Origin of the sequence: Halomonas sp. 3A7M (genome assembly GCF_014897875.1) — a bacterium.
In the GTDB taxonomy this organism is placed as follows: Bacteria; Pseudomonadota; Gammaproteobacteria; order Pseudomonadales; family Halomonadaceae; genus Vreelandella.
Genome location: NZ_JABUZD010000114.1, coordinates 25,269 through 43,196, shown reverse-complemented (window position 1 = coordinate 43,196; position 17,928 = coordinate 25,269). Strand labels below are relative to the sequence as shown.

15 protein-coding genes and 2 tRNA genes are annotated in these 17,928 nt (G+C 54.0%); 16 read left to right on the top strand and 1 reads right to left on the bottom strand.

What is annotated here, in order from left to right; all coding sequences use genetic code 11:
- Positions 1–2 precede the first annotated feature (2 nt).
- Together carB and greA are read left to right on the top strand one after the other, a co-directional pair.
- A complete protein-coding gene (gene carB / locus INT19_RS10145) occupies positions 3–3,233 on the top strand; it encodes a carbamoyl-phosphate synthase large subunit (RefSeq protein WP_193060640.1) in 3,231 nt (1,076 codons plus the stop codon).
- Complete coding sequence (gene greA, locus INT19_RS10140; protein WP_009723748.1) at positions 3,230–3,706, top strand: transcription elongation factor GreA; 477 nt, start codon at positions 3,230–3,232, stop codon at positions 3,704–3,706. The genes carB and greA overlap by 4 nt, the downstream gene beginning before the upstream one ends.
- A 132-nt stretch (positions 3,707–3,838) precedes the next feature.
- Here greA and yhbY read toward each other — a convergent pair whose 3' ends face one another.
- Positions 3,839–4,165 carry a ribosome assembly RNA-binding protein YhbY gene (gene yhbY / locus INT19_RS10135; protein WP_089039920.1) on the bottom strand — a complete coding sequence of 109 codons (327 nt, stop codon included), beginning with the start codon at positions 4,163–4,165 and terminating at the stop codon, positions 3,839–3,841.
- Between the two features lie 114 nt (positions 4,166–4,279).
- Here yhbY and rlmE point away from each other — a divergent pair, with 114 nt between their 5' ends.
- From rlmE to rpsO, 14 genes are all read left to right on the top strand, one after another.
- Entirely contained in the window at positions 4,280–4,927 is a 648-nt protein-coding gene (rlmE, locus tag INT19_RS10130; protein WP_083000710.1) for a 23S rRNA (uridine(2552)-2'-O)-methyltransferase RlmE, read from the top strand.
- Positions 4,928–5,171: 244 nt separating this feature from the next.
- Positions 5,172–7,169, top strand: coding sequence for an ATP-dependent zinc metalloprotease FtsH (gene ftsH, locus INT19_RS10125; RefSeq protein WP_089039919.1), 1,998 nt, complete (start codon positions 5,172–5,174; stop codon positions 7,167–7,169).
- 107 nt (positions 7,170–7,276) lie between these two features.
- Complete coding sequence (gene folP, locus INT19_RS10120; protein WP_193060639.1) at positions 7,277–8,194, top strand: dihydropteroate synthase; 918 nt, start codon at positions 7,277–7,279, stop codon at positions 8,192–8,194.
- On the top strand, positions 8,191–9,540 hold the full coding sequence (glmM, locus tag INT19_RS10115; RefSeq protein ID WP_193060638.1) for a phosphoglucosamine mutase: 1,350 nt from the start codon (positions 8,191–8,193) through the stop codon (positions 9,538–9,540). The genes folP and glmM overlap by 4 nt, the downstream gene beginning before the upstream one ends.
- Positions 9,541–9,666: 126 nt before the next feature.
- Positions 9,667–10,416, top strand: coding sequence for a triose-phosphate isomerase (gene tpiA / locus INT19_RS10110; RefSeq protein ID WP_193060637.1), 750 nt, complete (start codon positions 9,667–9,669; stop codon positions 10,414–10,416).
- A gap of 4 nt (positions 10,417–10,420) precedes the next feature.
- Positions 10,421–10,780, top strand: a complete 360-nt coding sequence (gene secG / locus INT19_RS10105; RefSeq protein ID WP_009723741.1) for a preprotein translocase subunit SecG — start codon at positions 10,421–10,423, stop codon at positions 10,778–10,780.
- Positions 10,781–10,814: 34 nt separating this feature from the next.
- Positions 10,815–10,901: transfer RNA gene (locus INT19_RS10100), tRNA-Leu, on the top strand.
- A 164-nt stretch (positions 10,902–11,065) separates the two neighbouring features.
- Positions 11,066–11,142: transfer RNA gene (locus tag INT19_RS10095), tRNA-Met, on the top strand.
- Positions 11,143–11,437: 295 nt separating this feature from the next.
- The gene (rimP, locus tag INT19_RS10090; RefSeq protein WP_030074116.1) at positions 11,438–11,899 is read left to right on the top strand and encodes a ribosome maturation factor RimP; all 462 of its coding nucleotides are present in this window, start codon (positions 11,438–11,440) and stop codon (positions 11,897–11,899) included.
- 70 nt (positions 11,900–11,969) lie between these two features.
- Entirely contained in the window at positions 11,970–13,484 is a 1,515-nt protein-coding gene (gene nusA / locus INT19_RS10085) for a transcription termination factor NusA (RefSeq protein ID WP_009723738.1), read from the top strand.
- A 26-nt stretch (positions 13,485–13,510) separates the two neighbouring features.
- Complete coding sequence (gene infB / locus INT19_RS10080; RefSeq protein ID WP_193060636.1) at positions 13,511–16,054, top strand: translation initiation factor IF-2; 2,544 nt, start codon at positions 13,511–13,513, stop codon at positions 16,052–16,054.
- A gap of 17 nt (positions 16,055–16,071) precedes the next feature.
- Complete coding sequence (gene rbfA, locus INT19_RS10075) at positions 16,072–16,488, top strand: 30S ribosome-binding factor RbfA (RefSeq protein ID WP_038480714.1); 417 nt, start codon at positions 16,072–16,074, stop codon at positions 16,486–16,488.
- Positions 16,488–17,408, top strand: coding sequence for a tRNA pseudouridine(55) synthase TruB (gene truB, locus INT19_RS10070; protein ID WP_089039915.1), 921 nt, complete (start codon positions 16,488–16,490; stop codon positions 17,406–17,408). The genes rbfA and truB overlap by 1 nt, the downstream gene beginning before the upstream one ends.
- 119 nt (positions 17,409–17,527) lie before the next feature.
- On the top strand, positions 17,528–17,797 hold the full coding sequence (gene rpsO / locus INT19_RS10065; protein ID WP_009723734.1) for a 30S ribosomal protein S15: 270 nt from the start codon (positions 17,528–17,530) through the stop codon (positions 17,795–17,797).
- Positions 17,798–17,928: the final 131 nt, after the last annotated feature.

Below are 17,928 nucleotides of genomic sequence, written 5' to 3'. Positions count from 1 at the left end.
TTATGCCTAAGCGTACCGATATCAACAGCATTCTTATCATTGGCGCTGGCCCGATTGTCATCGGCCAGGCCTGCGAATTTGACTACTCTGGCGCCCAGGCGTGTAAAGCGCTGCGTGAAGAGGGGTTCCGGGTTATTTTGGTTAACTCCAACCCGGCCACCATCATGACCGACCCGGCCATGGCCGATGCCACCTACATCGAGCCGATTACCTGGCAAGCGGTTGAAAAAATTATTGAGGCCGAGCGCCCGGACGCGATTCTACCCACGATGGGTGGTCAGACAGCGCTCAACTGCGCGCTTGACCTGGAAAAGCATGGCGTACTGGAAAAGTACAGCGTCGAGATGATTGGTGCCAATGCCGATGCGATTAACATGGCTGAAGATCGCGATCTGTTCGATCAAGCCATGAAGCGCATTGGTTTGGAGTGCCCGAAAGCCAAGGTGGCGCACACCATGGATGAGGCCTGGGAAATTCAGGCTGAATTAGGCTTTCCGACCATTATTCGTCCTTCTTACACCATGGGCGGCTCCGGCGGCGGCGTGGCGTATAACAAAGAAGAGTTCGAAGAGATCTGTACCCGCGGTTTCGAGCTTTCCAATAACCACGAGCTGCTGATCGACGAATCGCTGCTGGGGTGGAAAGAGTACGAGATGGAAGTGGTGCGGGATAAGAATGACAACTGCATCATTGTCTGTGCGATTGAAAACTTCGATCCGATGGGTGTTCACACCGGTGACTCGATTACCGTCGCGCCAGCGCAAACGCTGACCGACAAAGAGTATCAGATCATGCGTGATGCCAGCCTCGCGGTACTGCGCGAGATTGGTGTGGAAACCGGCGGCTCCAACGTACAGTTTGGTATGGACCCGAAAACCGGCCGCCTGGTGGTTATCGAGATGAACCCGCGGGTATCGCGCTCGTCGGCGCTGGCATCTAAGGCTACTGGTTTCCCGATTGCCAAAATCGCCGCGAAACTGGCGGTGGGTTACACCTTGGATGAGCTGCAAAACGATATTACCGGTGGCCGCACGCCCGCGTCGTTTGAGCCATCAATCGACTATGTCGTCACTAAGATTCCGCGCTTTACCTTCGAGAAATTCCCTCAGGCAAACGACCGCCTGACCACCCAGATGAAGTCGGTGGGCGAGGTGATGGCGATTGGCCGTACGTTCCAAGAGTCGCTGCAGAAAGCGCTGCGCGGCCTGGAAACCGGTAACGATGGTCTTGATCCGATCATCACCGATTTCACGCCAGACAATATGGCGATCATTCAGGGCGAGCTGCAGGCCGCCGGTGCCGAGCGTATTTTCTATGTGGCTGACGCCATGCGCTCTGGAATGAGTGTTGATGAGGTATTTGCGCTCACCAATATCGACCCTTGGTTCCTGGTGCAGTTGGAAGACCTGGTGTTGACTGAAAATGCCGTCGCCAAGCGCGCTCTGGCCGATTTCTCTGCTCGCGAGCTTTACCAGCTTAAGCGCAAAGGCTTTGGTGACGCGCGTTTGGCCAAGCTGCTGGGCGTGTCTGAAAAAGAGTTCCGCAAAACGCGCCAAGCAGCGGGCATTCGTCCGGTTTATAAACGTGTCGATACCTGTGCGGCGGAATTTGCCTCAGACACCGCTTACATGTACTCCACCTATGAAGAGGAGTGCGAAGCGGACGTCTCTGATCGTCAGAAAATTATGGTATTGGGTGGTGGCCCGAACCGTATCGGTCAAGGTATCGAGTTCGATTACTGCTGTGTTCATGCCGCCTTTGCCATGCGCGATGATGGCTATGAAACCATCATGGTCAACTGCAACCCGGAAACCGTTTCTACCGACTACGACACCTCTGATCGTCTCTACTTCGAGCCGGTGACGCTGGAAGATGTGTTGGAAATTGCCGACAAAGAGAAGCCGGTTGGCGTGATTGTGCAGTTCGGTGGCCAAACGCCGCTGAAGCTTGCCCGTGAACTAGAGGCAGCAGGCGTGCCGATTATCGGTACCACGCCGGACGCCATTGACCGCGCTGAAGACCGCGAGCGCTTCCAGGTAATGATCGACAAGCTAGGCTTGAAGCAGCCGCCCAACGCCACTGCCCGTAGCTTTGAAGAGGCGTTTTCCAAGGCAGAGGCCATTGGCTACCCGCTGGTGGTGCGCCCTAGCTACGTGCTGGGTGGTCGGGCAATGGAGATCGTTTATGACGCCTCCGAGCTTGAAAACTACATGACCAATGCGGTGAAGGTGTCTAACGACTCTCCCGTTTTGCTTGACCACTTCTTGAGTGCCGCGATCGAAATTGATATCGACGCTGTGTCGGACGGTCAGCAGGTGGTGATCGGCGGCATTATGCAGCACGTTGAGCAAGCTGGCGTTCACTCTGGTGATTCCGCCTGTGCGTTGCCGCCTTACTCGCTGCCTGCCGATGTGCAGGATGAAATGCGCGAGCAGGTCAAGAAAATGGCCGTTGAGTTGGGCGTTAAAGGTCTGATGAACGTGCAGCTGGCGTGGCAGGGTGGCGAAATTTATGTCATCGAGGTTAATCCTCGTGCGTCGCGTACCGTACCGTTTGTGTCTAAGTGTATCGGCACTTCGTTGGCGCAAATTGCGGCGCGCTGCATGGCGGGTAATACACTGGCCGAGCAGGGCTTTGAGCGCGAAATTATCCCGCACTTCTATAGCGTGAAAGAGGCGGTCTTCCCGTTCAACAAGTTCCAGGGTGTTGACCCGATTCTGTCGCCCGAGATGAAGTCGACGGGTGAAGTAATGGGCTCTGGCGAGACCTTTGCAGAAGCGTTCTTTAAAGCGCAGTTGGGCGCTGGCGAAGCCATTCCAGCATTGGATGGTGACCGTAAAGCGTTCCTTTCGGTACGCGAGCCCGACAAGCAAGGGATTATCGAAGTGGCGCGTTCTCTGCTAACATTGGGCTTCACACTATGTGCAACGCGCGGTACAGCGGCAGCACTTGAAGCTGCTGGACTGGAAGTGGAGCACGTCAATAAAGTCTACGAAGGCCGTCCCCATATTGTCGATCTGTTGAAGAACGACGAAATCGCCTACATCGTGAACACGACTGAAGGTCGTCAGGCTATTAACGACTCTTCAATTATTCGCCGTACTGCTCTCGCGCGCAAGGTGCCCTATGCGACCACCTTGGCGGGCGCTAATGCTGTTTGCATGGCGCTTGAGTACGGTAGGGAGATTACGGTGCGGCGCCTTCAGGATCTGCATGCAGGAGCAAGTCAATGAACAAGGTCCCGATGACGGTAGCGGGAGAAAAAAGTCTTCGCGAAGAGCTTAATCACTTGAAGGGCGAAGCCCGCCCTCAAGTTATTGCTGCTATTGCTGAAGCGCGTGAACATGGCGATCTCAAGGAGAACGCCGAGTACCACGCCGCTCGCGAGCAGCAAGGATTTATTGAAGGCCGTATCCAGGAAATTGAAAGCAAGCTTTCAGGTGCGCAGGTCATCGACGTTACTAAGCTGCCCAAAACCGGCAAGGTGATCTTTGGGGTTACCGTGTCGTTGCTGAATCTGGATAGCGACGCCAGCGTTACCTACCGCATTGTTGGTGAAGACGAAGCCAATATTAAAGAGGGGCGCATTTCTGTGACCTCACCTATCGCCCGAGCAATGATTGGCAAAGAAGAAGGCGATGTGGTGGTGGTAAAAACACCTGGTGGCGATGTTGAGTACGAAATTGAGAGTGTTGAACATCTCTGATTTACCGCGGTGACGCGGGGCGGGCGTCTTGATGGCGCCTGCAGTCCAGGCACACTAAAAGGCCCGTGACGGTGACGTCGCGGGCCTTTTAGTATCATGCGTTCATGCGTTGTTTAACGAGTCACGTGTGGGTTAATGCCGTCCGTGGTGGTTTTCAAAACGCGTGATGTTGGAAAGCTTGGGGTTTACCTTTGGGTTGTGGCGATAGAGCAGCGCCATTTTGCCAATGGTTTGTACTAGCTCGGCGTTACTGTCGGCGACTAGCTCATTGAGCGCCGCGACGCGGTCTTCCCGCTCGGGAATAGCGAGCTTCACTTTGATGAGCTCGTGATCGTTGAGCGCGCGGCTGAGTTCTGCGAGCAAATTTTCGGAGACGCCGTTCTCAGAAACGGTGACCACTGGATTAAGGTGATGGCCAATGCTACGAAATGCTTTCTTTTGTGCCTGTGACAAGCTCATGGTATCTTGCGGTATCCCGGTTAGCGCTTAACGCTCCATCTTACGGTGAAATGCCGTTAAGTGAAAGCAATCGCGTGAATGCGCCCATCTCTTATTCCAGTGTTAGATTCCCACATGCAGCAAAAGCCCCCAAGCCGTAAACATTCAGTGAGCAAGACCAGCAACAACTGGAAGAAAGAACATTTCGACGATCAGTATGTGAAACAACGCTGGCAAGATGGCTATCGCTCCCGTGCAAGCTATAAACTGCTTGAGCTTGATGAAAAGGATAAGCTGTTTCGCCCAGGCATGACGGTAATTGATCTAGGCGCTGCCCCAGGGGGGTGGAGTCAAATTGCCGCAGAAAAGGTGGGGCCTGACGGTGTCGTGATAGCGTCAGACATATTAGAGATGGATGCCCTCGCCGGCGTTGACTTTATCCAGGGCGATTTTACTGAAGAGAGCGTGCTTAACGCGATTCTTGAACGTTTAGGAAATCGTCAGGTAGACCTTGTGATGTCCGATATGGCCCCCAATATGAGTGGTATGGCGGCTATTGATCAGCCACAGGCAATGTACCTTGTTGAACTCGCTTTGGAACTTGCGCGAGAAACGCTACCGCCTGGCGGGCGTTTTCTGGCTAAGGTATTTCAAGGCGAAGGATTTGATACCTATTTGAAAGAGCTCCGAAGTAGCTTTGATCGTGTTGTGACTCGCAAGCCGGATGCTTCGAGGGCGCGCTCGCGGGAAGTCTATTTTTTAGCGGAAGGATTTCGAGGCTAGCGAGACGTGGCCCTGTACTCGTCAGTGAGTGCGAGCGTGTAGATACTGGCGGGTAATAGCAAAGATTTATCACCACGATTGCCAGACAGGCAGGCGTAAATTGTGTCACATTATGCACATTGGACGAGCGTGACACAGATGGCCCAAAGCAAAATGTGCTTTGGCAATGGTTGAACGTTAAGCTCTAGTGTAAGGTCTGAGTATTGACGGTTAACTGACGGATTCTTGTAATGAGGGTAGCCCCTTGAACGATATGGCGAAGAACCTGATTCTGTGGTTGGTCATCGCGGCCGTTCTACTGACAGTGTTCAACAATTTCAGTACGGAAAGCGCACCGCAAACCACCAACTACTCTCAGTTTGTGCAGCAGGTGCAAAATCAGCAGGTACGTAGTGTCACGATTGATGGCTATACCATCATTGGTGAGCGTACGGACGGTTCTCAGTTCCAGACCATCCGCCCGTCGGCGGAAGATCCTAAGCTGATGGATGATCTGCTAAGCAATAACGTGACCGTTGTCGGTAAAGAGCCGGAACAACAAAGCATCTGGACGCGCTTGCTGATTGCGAGCTTCCCGATTCTGCTTATTCTGGCCATCTTTATGTTCTTTATGCGCCAAATGCAAGGTGGAGCCGGTGGCGGTAAAGGCGGTCCCATGAGCTTTGGTAAGTCGAAAGCCAAACTGCTTTCCCAAGATCAGATCAAGACCACATTTGCCGATGTTGCAGGCTGCGACGAGGCGAAAGAAGAAGTTGAAGAGCTTGTAGACTTCTTGCGTGATCCTACTAAATTCCAGCGTTTGGGTGGCACAATCCCGCGCGGTGTATTGATGGTAGGTCCGCCAGGAACAGGTAAAACGCTGCTGGCCAAGTCCATTGCGGGCGAAGCCAAAGTACCGTTTTTCTCTATCTCTGGTTCAGACTTTGTTGAAATGTTTGTGGGCGTTGGTGCTTCACGCGTTCGTGACATGTTTGAGCAAGCCAAGAAACAAGCGCCTTGCATTATCTTTATTGATGAAATCGATGCGGTTGGCCGTTCACGCGGTGCTGGCATGGGTGGCGGCAATGATGAGCGTGAGCAGACACTCAACCAGTTACTGGTAGAGATGGATGGCTTCGAAGCTAATGAAGGGGTCATCGTCATTGCGGCCACTAACCGCCCTGACGTGCTTGATCCTGCGCTGCTGCGTCCGGGGCGTTTCGACCGTCAAGTAACGGTTGGGCTGCCGGATATTCGTGGCCGTGAACACATTCTGGGCGTTCACCTGCGTAAAGTGCCGCTGGCGGATGATGTTAAGCCGCAGCTGATTGCGCGCGGTACGCCAGGCTTCTCTGGTGCGGATCTTGCGAACTTGGTCAACGAGGCAGCGCTGTTTGCCGCCCGTCGTAACAAGCGCTTGGTTGCCATGGAAGAGCTGGAGCTTGCTAAAGACAAGATCATGATGGGCGCTGAGCGCAAATCGATGGTTATGACCGATAAAGAGAAGCTCAACACGGCGTATCACGAATCAGGTCATGCCATTATTGGCCTTGTTGCGCCGGAGCATGATCCTGTTTACAAAGTGACGATCATCCCGCGTGGCCGTGCGCTAGGCGTCACCATGTTCTTGCCGGAAGAAGATCGTTACAGCCTGTCTCGCCAGCAAATTCTCAGTCAGATTTGCTCGCTGTTTGGTGGGCGTATTGCCGAAGAGATGACGCTGGGTGCTAACGGTGTGACAACGGGTGCTTCAAACGATATCAAGCGCGCCACCGAGCTGGCCCATAACATGGTCGCTAAATGGGGGCTATCGAATGAGATGGGCCCGATCATGTACGACGAGGATGAGTCCCACCAGTTCCTTGGTGGCCCTGGTCAGGGTGGCGGTAAGCTAAAATCTGGCGAAACGACGTCTCGTCTCGATAAAGAAGTGCGCAAGATTATCGACGAGTGTTACGAGCAGGCACGCCAGATTCTGGAAGATAATCGCGACAAGCTAGATGCGATGGCCGAAGCGCTGATGAAGTACGAAACCATCGATGCTGATCAGCTGAAAGATATTATGGAGGGGCGCGATCCGCGTCCGCCAGAAGGCTGGAACGATGGTGATTCATCTGGCGGCGGCACGCGTGTTGGTGACGAGAAGGCGGAGGAAAAGGCTGACGGTACGCCTTCTGATGCATCTGGCGACGATGGCGAAGAGGATGATGACCAGCCACGCCGTCGTCCTTCTGACCCGTTAGGCGGTCCCGCAGGTCCTTAACGTGTGCGAGTGTTAGAGATGTTAGCAAAGGCGCCCCATAACGGGGCGCCTTTTTGTTATGCTGTGAAGCCATTGCAAACACGTTTTTTCTTTTAGTAGGCCGCAGCATGAAACCGATAGTTGACTCTTCATCGCCTTCACGGGCAGCGGATAGCGCATATCACCTGCGCTGTGGGCGCCATTCATTAGATCTTTCGTTTCCACGGGTAATGGGTATTCTGAATGTTACGCCGGACTCCTTCTCTGATGGCGGGCAACACATTGGTCTAGATAGCGCGTTGCGCCACGCTGAACAAATGTTGGCGGAAGGGGCCGCGATGATTGACGTGGGCGGGGAGTCGACAAGGCCGGGGGCTAGCCCTGTATCAGAGCAGGAAGAGTTAGACCGTGTGGCGCCTGTGGTTGAAGCGTTAGTGCACGAGCTAGATGCGCTGGTGTCAGTCGATACCAGTAGCCCTGCTGTTATGCGAGAAGTAAGCGCGCTTGGCGCTGGTATGATTAACGATGTGCGAGCGCTAGAGCGCGAGGGTGCGCTGGGCGCTGCGGCAAGCACTGGCCTGCCTGTGTGTTTAATGCATCGCCAGGGTGAGCCCCAGGATATGCAGCAGTCGCCCTATTATGGTCAGCCAGTTGAGCGAGTGGTTGCCGACTATCTTGCTGAGCGGGTAGCGGCGTGTGAAGCCGCTGGAATTCGCCGTAGCCGTCTGTTGGTAGATCCTGGTTTTGGTTTTGGCAAAACCATTGAACATAACCTGCGCTTGCTGAAGTATATGGATGAACTTCAGGCGCTGGAGTTGCCGCTGTTAGTGGGGATGTCGCGGAAAAGCATGATTGGTAAAGTGTTGGGTCGCCCGGTGGAGGAGCGCTTGGCCGGAAGTCTTGCGCTAGCAGCCATGGCGGTTGAACGGGGCGCCAATATTTTGCGCGTGCATGATGTCGGGCCCACGGTAGATGCCGTGGATATGGCATGGGCGGTGCTTCAGGAAGGCTGCGAGCCGCCGTTAAATAAGGAGATGGCGCCATGACGCGACGTTATTTTGGTACCGATGGGATTCGCGGTACGGTTGGGCAAGCGCCTATTACTGCCGATTTTATGCTCAAGCTGGGGTGGGCGGTGGGTCAGGTATTGCGCCGTGAAAAAGGCCGCACGCGTGTGTTAATTGGTAAAGATACGCGCATCTCTGGCTATATGTTTGAGTCAGCCTTGGAAGCGGGGCTATCTGCCGCAGGTGTCGATGTTTCGTTGCTGGGGCCAATGCCTACACCGGGAATCGCCTATCTAACGCGTACCTTTCGCGCCGACGCTGGGATAGTGATTTCCGCGTCGCATAACCCGTTTGATGATAACGGCATTAAGTTTTTCTCTGCCGAGGGTAAAAAGCTACCCGATGAGATTGAAGATCGCATTGAGACGATGCTTGATGCGCCTCTGACAACGGCGAGCGCGGCTCAGTTGGGTAAAGCGACGCGCATTGACGATGCTGCCGGGCGCTATATCGAATTCTGCAAATCGACGTTACCTGATCGTCTCAGCCTGCACGGTCTAAAAGTGGTATTGGATTGTGCTCATGGGGCTACCTACCACATTGCGCCAAACGTATTTCGTGAGCTAGGCGCTGATGTTAGCGTAATTGGTTCTTCTCCTGATGGGGTGAATATTAACCATCAAGTGGGGTCTACCCATCCCGCAGCGCTGCGTGCAGCGGTGATTCAGCAAGGTGCTGATTTAGGCATTGCCTTTGATGGTGATGGAGATCGAGTGCTGTTGGTAGATGCCGATGGCCGTGAGGTGGATGGCGACGATATTCTTTACCTGATTGCCCGAGATCGTCATGAGCGGGGACTGCTTGAAGGTGGCGTGGTGGGCACTCTGATGAGCAACTTCGGGCTTGCCATGGCGCTGGAGCGGCTGGGGATTCCCTTTCAGCGCGCGAAAGTGGGTGATCGCTTTGTCATGGAGATGATGGCTGCCAACGGCTGGGAGCTGGGAGGCGAGTCATCAGGTCATATTGTATGTGGCCATGCTCAAACGACGGGCGATGGGATTGTTTCAGCGTTGCAAGTGTTGGCGTTGATGGTGCGAGAGCAGAAGCCGCTGCTGTCTCTCTTGACGGGGTTGGAAAAGGTGCCCCAGTCGCTGGTTAACGTCAGGCTGCCTGGGGGTACCAACGCAAAAGATGTCATGACGGCAAAGCCGCTACTCGAAGCGGTGGCTGCCCTTGAAGCTGAGCTAGGTGACCAGGGCCGAGTGTTGCTACGCCCGTCGGGTACTGAGCCGCTAATCCGAGTGATGGTGGAAGGGCGGGCTCACCTGGATGTTGACCGTCTGGCGCATAAACTTGCCGATCAGGTCCAGGCGTTGCTCAGCTAGCTTGGTAAAAGTGTTTGATAGGCGAGTATGCTTGCCACGCCCCCAACTAACTAACCTGTATAACAGCGGTTGTCTTGACAAGGCCGCTCCTATACCATTTCGCTCCACCTTGAGTGAGGATAATCGATGCGTACGCCATTAATTGCCGGTAACTGGAAAATGAACGGCTCCACGGCGTTGATTCAAGCGTTCGGAGACGCCTTCGCCGCGTCCAAGCTGCCTAATGATATCGACGTTGTAGTTATTCCGCCGTTTCCTTATTTGGAAGCTGCACGAAGTGCTTTCCAAAATACGCCGTTACAGCTAGGGGCGCAGACGCTCAATCCTCAGCACTCAGGTGCGCATACGGGTGAGATTAGCGGGCGTATGCTTAAAGAGTTTGATGTGGCCTATGTGCTGGTTGGTCACTCTGAGCGTCGCCAGCTATACAAAGAAGGTGATGAGCAGGTATTTGACCGCTTGGTAGCCGCGCTTGATGTCGGCATCACGCCGATTCTTTGTGTGGGTGAAACTCTAGAAGAGCGCGATTCCGGTAGCACGATGGATGTTGTATTGCGGCAAGTTGGCTATGCAATGGCGCGTTTAGAGCCAGCACAGCGGCTTAAGGTTGTTATTGCCTATGAGCCCGTATGGGCAATTGGGACAGGCCGTACAGCAACGCCTGAGCAGGCTCAGGAAGTAATGGCCGGTATTCGTACCTATCAGGCCGGGTTTGATAAAACGCTAGCCGAGCAGCTTAAGTTGCTTTACGGCGGCAGCATGAATGCAAACAATGCGGCTGAGTTGCTTGCTCAGCCGGATATCGACGGCGGTTTAGTGGGTGGTGCTTCGCTCAAAACCGACGATTTCTACGCCATTTGTCAGTCAGCAGGATAATCCCATGCAAGTTGCAATTCTTATGGTTCACGTGGTGATTGCGATCGCCTTGGTTGTGCTCATCCTGCTTCAGCAGGGTAAAGGTGCCGAAGCGGGTGCCGCCTTTGGTGGAGGGGCATCGCAAACTGTGTTTGGTTCGCGGGGTAGCGGTAACTTTTTGTCTCGCGCAACGGGACTTTTAGCCGCCGGCTTTTTTGTTACCTCAATGGCATTGGCTTATTTTGCGACCCAGGCAGGACAAGCGCCCGAAGCGGGTATTCCCGACTCTCGGCTAATTGAGCAGCAGCGCAATATTCCAACGCTTGACGATGGCCCTGCAAGTATGGATAATACCGCGCCAGTGCTAGAGGAAAGCAGCGAGTAACATATTGATACTGCTTTTTTTAGCCTCCCCTGTTGCCGAAGTGGTGGAATTGGTAGACACGCTATCTTGAGGGGGTAGTGACCGTATGGTCGTGCGGGTTCAAGTCCCGCCTTCGGCACCATCTGTTTTGCTGGCTCGCCAGCTTCCCAGAGTTGTTTTGTCAAATAAGCTTCATTAAAGAGCTATTGTCAAAAAGTAGGGATTGGCACCTAAGACGAAAAATGCACTTGAAAAGAAAGGTTGACGAAAGTGGTTCAAGTGTCTATTATCGTCGACCTAGATTGATGCGGGGTGGAGCAGTCTGGTAGCTCGTCGGGCTCATAACCCGAAGGTCATCGGTTCAAATCCGGTCCCCGCTACCATTTACTAGTAACATGTTAATCGCCTGAAAAGTCTTGATGTTAGCTAATCTTGATGTTGGTTGGGCAAGGGCGAAAGCCAAGTCATGTTATTAGGTGGTATTACAGGTTTCTTTCGAAAAGCCCCTTCCTGTGAAGGGGCTTTTTGTTAGTAGCTTTTCGAGAGCCAAGAGTGTCTCCAGAGCGGATGTCTTCCGAATTGCCAGAGACACATTTCCGGGTAACGCCAATCAGCCACCTAGCTTCTCATTCAACTCCTGGCCAGGTGCCTGATGCAACGGCTATAGGAGCTTTGTCTGTGGCCACAAAACACGCTGCGCTTCACGCGCTGATCGAACCTGTCGTAGCCGCCATGGGTTTTGAGCTATGGGGTATCGACCATCTTTCCCAGGGCAAGCATTCGCGGCTGGTAATTTATATCGAACGCGAAAGTGGCGTCAGCGTGGAAGACTGCGCTGATATTAGTCGCCAAGTCAGTGCCGTTATGGATGTGGAAGATCCCATTCCTGGCGAATACCGCTTGGAAGTCTCGTCGCCTGGTATGGCACGTCCCTTATATACCCTGGATCAATTTATTCGTTATCAAGGCCACCACGTTGCGCTCAAATTGCGCGTGGCTTTTGATGGACGGCGTAAATATCAAGGCCTTCTCGCTGGTGTCGAAGGCGATGAGGTACTGCTACAGCTGGATGGCGAAGAGTACTGTTTTCCAATCGAAAGCATCGATTCTGCGCACGTCGTCCCGCAATTCGACGAATAAACGGGTGGCGGCTTCCGGCAGGCTGCCGGGATGATGCACAAAAGGACAGGTTTTCTGGCGAGGCAAACGCATGAGTAAAGAAATTTTAATGGTCGTGGACGCGATCTCAAACGAAAAAGGCGTCCCCCGCGATGTTATTTTTGAAGCGGTTGAGGCCGCGCTAGCTAGCGCGTCACGCAAGCGTTTTGATCAGGAAGAAGCCAATGTGCGCGTTCATATCGACCGCCGCACGGGCGACTACGATACGTTCCGCTACTGGACCGTTGTCGAAGATGACGAATTTGAAACACCTGATTATGAAATTAAAGAAACCATCGCCGAGCAGCGTGATCCGCCGCTGAAACTAGGCGATGTGGTTGAGAAAAAGATTGAAAATGCCGTGTTTGGCCGTATCGCTGCGCAAACTGCAAAGCAGGTTATCGTGCAAAAGGTACGTGAAGCCGAACGCGCTGAAGTGGTTCGTCAGTACGCTGACCGCGAAGGCGAGTTAGTGGCAGGTATCGTCAAGAAAACCACGCGTGACGGATTGATTATCGACCTGGGTGAAAACGCTGAGGCGTTCTTGCCGCGTAACGAAATGATTCACGGTGAGCGCTACCGCATGAATGAGCGGGTACGCGCCTTGCTAGTGAAAGTTGATCCAGAGGCGCGTGGTGCACAGCTACAGCTGTCACGTACCTGTCCTGAATTCATCATTGAGCTGTTTAAAATTGAAGTACCGGAAATTGCTGAACAGCTGATTGAAATCAAGGGTGCGGCGCGCGACCCTGGCTCGCGGGCCAAAATCGCCGTTAAAACTAACGACCGCCGCATCGATCCTGTTGGGGCGTGTGTTGGTATGCGTGGTTCTCGCGTACAGGCAGTGTCGTCAGAGCTGCAAAATGAGCGTGTCGATATTGTGCTGTGGGACGACAACCCAGCGCAGTTGGTGATAAATGCCATGGCACCTGCCGATGTGGCGTCTATCCTGGTTGACGAAGATGCTCACGCCATGGACGTTGCCGTTGCTCAAGACAATCTGGCGCAGGCCATTGGTCGTAGCGGCCAGAACGTGCGCTTAGCTTCTGAGCTAACCGGCTGGCGTATTAACGTGATGACCGAAGATGAAGCTGAGTCAAAACGTGAGCAGGAAATTGATAGCCTGGTGGATTCCTTTGTTCAGCATCTGGAAGTGGACGAAGACGTTGCCCGCCTATTAGTAGAAGAAGGGTTCACCACCCTGGAAGAAGTTGCCTACGTGCCGCTTGAAGAGATGCTCGAAATCGAAGAGTTCGATGAAGATTTGGTGGAAGAGCTGCGCGCACGAGCGAAAGACGAGCTGCTGACGATGGCCATTGCCTCGGAGGAAGCGCTAGACGGTGCCCAACCAGCAGACGATCTGCTGGACATGGACGGCATGGAGCGCCACCTGGCCTTCATTCTGGCTAGCCGAGGCATCGTCACCATGGAAGATCTCGCCGAGCAGTCTGTCGACGATCTGGTCGATATCGAGGAGTTGGACGAAGCGCGCGCAGCGGCACTGATCATGACTGCCCGTGCGCCCTGGTTTGAAGACGATGGCGTATCGGATTCGAACACACAGTAAAAGGTCACGGGCTGAGGAGGGTCACTATGTCGGATATGACAGTTAAAGATTTTGCAGTAAAGGTGGGCCGTGATGTGCCCCGCCTATTGGAACAGATGAAAGAAGCTGGTTTAAAACATGCGTCAGAAAGCGACGCCGTGTCTGAAGACGATAAGCAAACGCTGCTAAGCTTTTTGAAAAAAAGCCATGGCGGCGGTGACAGCGATGCTAGCAAAAACCGCATTACGTTGACGCGTAAAACCCGTAGCCGTATTAAAACGGGCGAGCGTGGCAAAACGATCGAAGTGCAGGTGCGTAAGAAGAAAACGTACGTTAAGAGCGCCGAAGACGATAAGCCGAAGGCGCCTGAGCCTAAGCATTCTGGCCCGCGTCAACTGGTAGGTGATATGGCAGAAGCGGAAGCCGAGCGTAAAGCTCGCGATATCCGCGAAGCTGAAGAGAAGGCGGCAGCGGCTAAAGCGAAAGCAGCGGAAGAGGCTGCACGTAAAGCCGAGGAAGAGAAAGCCAAGGCAAAAGCGGCTGAAGTGCCCGATATCGCTGTGCCTGAGCTGCAAATCGACGATACCCCGGCACCTGATGATTTGCCGCCCGCGCCGCCGAAAGAAGGCCGCACGGATCGTCGTACAGCACCGCCTAAAAAGGCAGCGGCTAAGAAAAAAGGCCGTAGTGACGATGAGGATCGTGGCGACCGCGAAGAGCGTAAGCGCGGTGGTGGCGGTAAGAAAGTCAAACGTGCCGAGCGTCGCGGCGGTCGTCGTGGTGGTGCCAGCCAGAGTGGCAACGGCAAGCATGCTTTCCAAAAGCCGACTCAGCCGATCGTTCGTGAAGTCTCGATTCCTGAGTCAATCAGCGTTGCTGAGTTGGCCGACAAAATGTCGATCAAGGCCAATGAAGTGATCAAGGCCATGTTCAACATGGGCGCGGCCGTGACCATCAACCAAACGATTGACCAGGATACTGCGGCTATCGTTGTGGAAGAGATGGGCCACAAGGTCAAACTGGTGAAAGACGATGCGCTGGAAACGGAAATGCTGGAAGGCATCTCCTACGAAGGCGAAGAGATCACTCGTTCACCGGTGGTCACTGTTATGGGCCACGTTGACCACGGTAAAACATCGCTGTTGGATTATATCCGTCGCGCGAAAGTCGCCACTGGCGAAGCGGGCGGTATTACCCAGCACATCGGTGCTTACCACGTGGAAGACAACCACGGCGGCGTTACCTTCCTGGATACCCCTGGCCACGCGGCGTTTACCGCAATGCGTGCCCGTGGTGCTAAAGCGACTGACGTCGTTATCCTGGTTGTTGCTGCTGACGACGGCGTAATGCCCCAGACGATTGAAGCGATCGAACACTCCAAAGCTGCTGAAGTACCCATGGTGGTGGCGGTGAACAAGATCGACAAGCAGGGCATCGATCTGGACCGCATTCGTAATGAACTCTCGCAGCATGGCGTGATTTCAGAGGAATGGGGTGGTGACACCCAGTTTGTGCACGTTTCTGCGAAGACTGGCGAGGGCATCGAAGAGCTGTTGGAAGCCATTCAGCTTGTGTCAGAAGTACTTGAATTGACGGCTGTACCTTCCGCACCTGGTAAAGGCGTTGTGGTTGAATCGCGCCTTGATAAAGGTCGCGGTCCGGTAGCCACTGTTCTGGTACAAAACGGCACGCTGAAGAAAGGCGATATCGTTCTTGCTGGTCTGCATTACGGCCGCGTTCGTGCGCTTACCAATGAGCTGGGCAAGCAAGTGGATACCGCTGGCCCTGCGATGCCGGTCGAAATCCAAGGTTTGGATGGCACGCCGGATGCAGGTGATGACTTCATGGTTGTTGCCGATGAGAAGAAAGCCCGTGAAGTGGCTAACTTCCGTCAAGGTAAATACCGCGAAGTGCGCCTGGCACGTCAGCAGAAGGCCAAGCTGGAGAACATGTTCAGCCAGATGGGCCAAGACGAAGTGGCCAAGGTCAACATCGTTCTGAAAGCCGACGTTCAAGGTTCGCTGGAAGCTATCAAAGGCGCCCTGGAAGAACTCTCCACCGGTGAAGTTGAAGTTGCCGTGGTCTCCTCGGGTGTTGGCGGTATCACCGGTACCGATGCCAACTTGGCGCTTGCTTCTGAGGCCATCGTCGTCGGCTTCAACGTCCGTGCTGATGCGGCTGCTCGTGAAATCATCGAACGTGAAGGTCTGGATCTGCGCTACTACAGCGTTATTTACCAGCTGATCGATGAGGTTAAGCAGGCGATGAGCGGTATGCTTGCTCCCGAGTGGAAAGAAGAGATCGTGGGCGTGGCCGAAGTACGCGATGTGTTCCGCGCACCGAAAATTGGTGCAGTGGCTGGCTGTATGGTTGTCGAAGGCACCGTATCGCGCAGCAAACGTATCCGTGTACTGCGTGACAACGTTGTGATTTACGAAGGCGAGCTCGAGTCGCTGCGCCGCTTCAAAGATGACGTTCAAGAAGTGCGTAATGGCATGGAATGCGGCATCGGCGTGAAGAACTACAACGATGTTCAGGTCAACGATAAGATCGAAGTCTTTGACCAAGTGAAGGTCGAGCGCAGCCTGTAAGGCCGCGAGGAGCAATCATGCGCGAATTTAAGCGTACCGACCGAGTCGCTGACCAGCTCCAAAAGGAGCTGGCAGTACTGATCCAGCGCGAAGTAAAAGACCCGCGTTTGGGCATGATCACGGTGAGCGGCGCGACCGTTAGCCGTGATCTTGGCTACGCCGATATCTATGTCACCTTATTGGGTGAGCAAGATCCCGCGCGTATCAAAGAAAACCTGCAGGTGCTAAAGCGCGCTGGAGGCTTTCTAAGAAGCCAAATTGCCAAACGTATTAAGCTGCGTCACGTACCTGAACTGCGCTTTCATTACGATGAAAGCGTGGTGCGTGGTCAGCACCTCTCATCACTGATCGACGAAGCGGTTTCAACTGACCGCGCACGTCAACAGGATGATGAAGAGGGAAGCGACAATGACAATGGTGAGGAGACGCGCTAATGGCACGTCGCCGTCGCGGATTGCCGGTTAATGGCGTATTGCTGCTGGATAAGCCTAAGGGCATTTCCAGCAATCATGCGCTGCAGCGTGTGCGTCGTCTGTTTGAGGCGCAAAAAGCCGGTCATACCGGCACGCTGGACCCTATGGCAACAGGCTTGTTACCTATTTGCCTTGGGGAAGCTACTAAGTTTTCCGCGCACCTGTTAGAAGCCGACAAGATGTATCGCACCCGTGTAGAACTGGGCGTGATTACAGACACCGGTGATGCCGAAGGCACGGTCATTGAGCAGCGCGAGATCCCCCGCTTAACGGCCGAGGATGTCGAGTCAGTCCTAGCTCGCTTTCACGGCGAGATTGACCAAGTGCCGCCGATGTATTCGGCACTGAAGCATCAAGGCAAAAAGCTGTATGAGCTTGCTCGTGAGGGTAAGCACGTTGAGCGTGCAGCGCGGCGAGTAAGCGTGTATGATGCGCGGCTGCTTGCTTTCGAGGGCACTGCCTTTGAGATTGAAGTCAGTTGCAGCAAAGGCACGTATATTCGCACCTTGGCTGAAGATATTGGTCATGCGCTGGGCTGTGGTGCCCACATTAGCCAGTTGAGAAGGCTCAAAACGGGGCCCTTTACTGGCGATGCAATGTGGACACTGGAGGGCCTTGAGGCGCTGGCAGACCAAGCCACCCGCGAGGCTGAACTAATGCCTGCGGATGTGCTGGTTGATCATTTGCCGTCGCTGACGGTGGATGAAACGGCTTACGGGCGTCTTGCACACGGCCAATCGGCTAGCTTAGCCATTGGTGCGCTTGAGCCTGAGGCGCTGGCAAGACTTTATTACGCTGAGACGTTTATCGGCCTTGGCGTTGTAAAAGGGGCGCAGGAAGTAGCTCCCAAGCGGCTGTTAAGTACCGTCGCTATCTCGTAAAACGTTGCAAGGACGTAGCGATTTGCGCGAAAATTGTACGTGAAGATAGTTGCATGAGACTGCAAATATGCGTGGTCTCACCCATTCAATTTTAGGCATATTGCTTACTGGAGAGACAGATGGCATTAACCGCTGAGAAGAAGGCCGAGATCGTCAACGAATACGGCCGCGGCGATAACGATACCGGTTCCCCTGAAGTTCAGGTTGCACTGCTGAGCGCCAACATTAATGGCCTGCAGGACCACTTCAAAACCAACAAGCAGGATCACCACTCTCGTCGTGGTCTGATCCGCATGGTAAACCAGCGTCGTAAGCTGTTGGATTACCTGAAGCGTAAAGATTTTGAACGCTATCAGTCTCTGATTCAGCGTTTAGGTCTGCGTCGTTAAGCGTTAACGGCAACGATCAAAAACGGGCAGCCCCTTGTGGGCTGCCCGTTTTTTTGTTTCTGGTAGCCGTATGGCGCCACAGCGCCTAGAATGGTGGCGAGTCAAAACGACCCAAGCGAAAAGACAAGTAG

Bases quoted from the DNA above. Each gene is read 5' to 3' on its own strand.
- truB (WP_089039915.1), top strand. From the start codon at position 16,488: ATGGCACGTCGCCGTCGCGGATTGCCGGTTAATGGCGTATTGCTGCTG.
- glmM (WP_193060638.1), top strand. From the start codon at position 8,191: ATGACGCGACGTTATTTTGGTACCGATGGGATTCGCGGTACGGTTGGG.
- nusA (WP_009723738.1), top strand. From the start codon at position 11,970: ATGAGTAAAGAAATTTTAATGGTCGTGGACGCGATCTCAAACGAAAAA.
- greA (WP_009723748.1), top strand. From the start codon at position 3,230: ATGAACAAGGTCCCGATGACGGTAGCGGGAGAAAAAAGTCTTCGCGAA.
- rlmE (WP_083000710.1), top strand. From the start codon at position 4,280: ATGCAGCAAAAGCCCCCAAGCCGTAAACATTCAGTGAGCAAGACCAGC.
- rpsO (WP_009723734.1), top strand. From the start codon at position 17,528: ATGGCATTAACCGCTGAGAAGAAGGCCGAGATCGTCAACGAATACGGC.
- folP (WP_193060639.1), top strand. From the start codon at position 7,277: ATGAAACCGATAGTTGACTCTTCATCGCCTTCACGGGCAGCGGATAGC.
- tpiA (WP_193060637.1), top strand. From the start codon at position 9,667: ATGCGTACGCCATTAATTGCCGGTAACTGGAAAATGAACGGCTCCACG.
- rbfA (WP_038480714.1), top strand. From the start codon at position 16,072: ATGCGCGAATTTAAGCGTACCGACCGAGTCGCTGACCAGCTCCAAAAG.
- secG (WP_009723741.1), top strand. From the start codon at position 10,421: ATGCAAGTTGCAATTCTTATGGTTCACGTGGTGATTGCGATCGCCTTG.
- infB (WP_193060636.1), top strand. From the start codon at position 13,511: ATGTCGGATATGACAGTTAAAGATTTTGCAGTAAAGGTGGGCCGTGAT.
- carB (WP_193060640.1), top strand. From the start codon at position 3: ATGCCTAAGCGTACCGATATCAACAGCATTCTTATCATTGGCGCTGGC.
- yhbY (WP_089039920.1), bottom strand. From the start codon at position 4,165: ATGAGCTTGTCACAGGCACAAAAGAAAGCATTTCGTAGCATTGGCCAT.